This is a genomic window from Mammaliicoccus sp. F-M27 (assembly GCF_022387115.1).
Classification (GTDB): domain Bacteria; phylum Bacillota; class Bacilli; order Staphylococcales; family Staphylococcaceae; genus Mammaliicoccus; species Mammaliicoccus vitulinus.
The window spans coordinates 1-2,062 of record NZ_JAJNIE010000033.1; the positions used below are offsets into that span (position 1 = coordinate 1).

Here is a 2,062-nt window from a genome sequence, read left to right on the forward strand (position 1 = left end):
GAACGGGAAAGGGTGAGGACTCAGAACGCTTTCCCGTTCTTTCGTTCTTGGTTTGAAGCGGTTTTGATTTTAGGGTTTTACGGGTTTGAACTTAGGGCAAAATATGCGACGCCCCGTGCAAGCGAGGATATTTTGCCCGTAATGAAAAAGTGTGAAGCCCCGTGCGGTACTGCACCCCTAAAGTTAGAGTAAAAAAACTAACTTTAGGGGTGTTTTAATATGACAAAATATAGTGATGAATTTAAGTTGAAAGTTGTAAGAGATTATCTAGATGGCCATTATGGTTATCGAAAATTAGCTAAAAAATATAATATACCTGATAAAATTATTATACGAACATGGGTAAAAGCCTTTCAATCATTCGGTGTAGATAGCATTAAAAAGAAACAGAAAAAGACAGTTTATTCTGTTACATTCAAAATAAATGTATTAAACTATATGAAAAGAACAGGCGATTCCTTCCAAGATACAGCGATTAAATTTGGCCTAAATACCCCATCTATTATTGTGCGATGGAAAAAGATATATGACAAAGAAGGTGTGGAAGGACTCGAAAAGCCGAAAGGACGACCTCCCATGAAAAAGAAGAAACAGAAGAAATCTAATCAAAACCTATCACGAGAAAAAGAGTTAGAGCTAGAAAATGAAAATCTTCGATTAGAGAATGCTTATTTAAAAAAGTTGAACGCTTTTCGAGAGAATCCGAGTGCCTTTCTAGAAAAGCACAAGCAGCAGTGGCATTCGAACTCAAAGAAGAAGGATTCAAATTAAAAGATATCTTAGTAAAGGTTGGTATACCAGAAGCAACCTATCATTACCATGCCAAACAATTACAAAAGGAAGATTTAGATAAAGGTTGGAAGAAAAAGATCATTGAACTTTTTCAAAAACACAACGGTAAATACGGCTATCGTCGTATATATTTAGCTTTGAGAAATCAAGGTTATCTCATTAACCATAAGAAAGTACAACGAATTATGCGAGAACTAGGATTAAAATGTCAAAAATTCACACGTAAATCACGCTATCAATCATACAAAGGTACAGTTGGTAAAGTGGCTGAAAATCGCTTGAATCGTAGATTCCATACATCTATTCGACTTCAAAAATTAGTGACAGATATCACTGAATTTAAATGTGCTGAAGAACAAAAATTATATCTCAGCCCTATTATGGATTTATACAATGGGGAAATCATTTCTTATGGTATATCCAGAAGACCAACATTAGACTTAGTACTTCAATCATTGGATAAAGCAGTTACAATCATTAAGCATGAAGCACCATATCGTACGACGATACATTCTGATCAAGGTTGGCATTATCAGCATAATGCATGGATTAGAAGATTATCGGAACAAAGGATTTATCAAAGTATGTCACGTAAAGCGACGTGTGCGGATAATGCTTCTATGGAGAATTTCTTTGGCATCATGAAGCAGGAAATGTATCATGGAGAAGAACTTGTTAACTATGAAACATTAAAAAGAAGAATTGAGGATTACATCTATTGGTATAACAATGAACGTTTGAAATTAAAATTGGCTGGACGAAGTCCAGTACAATACCGAACTCAATCCAGCCAATTAATAGCATAATGGAAACTCTAACTTTGGGGGGTCACTACCTGCAAGCGAGGACTTTTTCATTATTAATGGTTTTTGGAACGGGAAAGGGTGAGGTCTCAGAACGCTTTCCCGTTCCTTCGTACTTAGTTAGAAGCGGTTAGCAAAGGTTGATTCTGTTCGTGGCTTGGTTAGGGTAAGGTTCGGAATAGGCGCTTACTAGGTTCAGGTCGGGTTTGGTTTGGTTAGGTTAGGTTTTTGTGCCTGCGCACCTTAGATTGATTGGATTTGTGGCAAGATAGGATTGTTTTATACATATCTAGGCGCTTATAAGGTTGAGGTGGCCTGTATCTCTTTTCGGCACAGATCAGTTTCTAGCTTGGATAGTTTAAGGTGCTTGTATAGGGCTTTGATTTATCTGGTGCGTTCCTTTCCGCTTCCTTTTTACATTAAAATATCCCGAACACTCGTTAAAGCGTTCAGGATTTGGGGGGGTT

General features: G+C 37.0%; 3 protein-coding genes. All 3 read left to right on the forward strand.

Annotated elements, in window-relative coordinates:
• The coding region (locus LQ598_RS13630) for a hypothetical protein (RefSeq protein ID WP_239745721.1) at positions 1-192 on the forward strand (192 nt) is incomplete at its 5' end.
• Positions 193-219: 27 nt separating this feature from the next.
• Positions 220-771: a helix-turn-helix domain-containing protein gene (locus tag LQ598_RS13635; protein WP_107596494.1), complete on the forward strand. Its 552-nt coding sequence runs from the start codon at positions 220-222 to the stop codon at positions 769-771.
• On the forward strand, positions 735-1,598 hold the full coding sequence (locus LQ598_RS13640; RefSeq protein ID WP_103361549.1) for an IS3 family transposase: 864 nt from the start codon (positions 735-737) through the stop codon (positions 1,596-1,598). The genes LQ598_RS13635 and LQ598_RS13640 overlap by 37 nt, the downstream gene beginning before the upstream one ends.
• Positions 1,599-2,062 lie beyond the last annotated feature (464 nt).

Excerpts from the sequence above, each read along its gene's own strand:
- LQ598_RS13635 (WP_107596494.1), top strand. The coding sequence starts at position 220 with ATGACAAAATATAGTGATGAATTTAAGTTGAAAGTTGTAAGAGATTAT.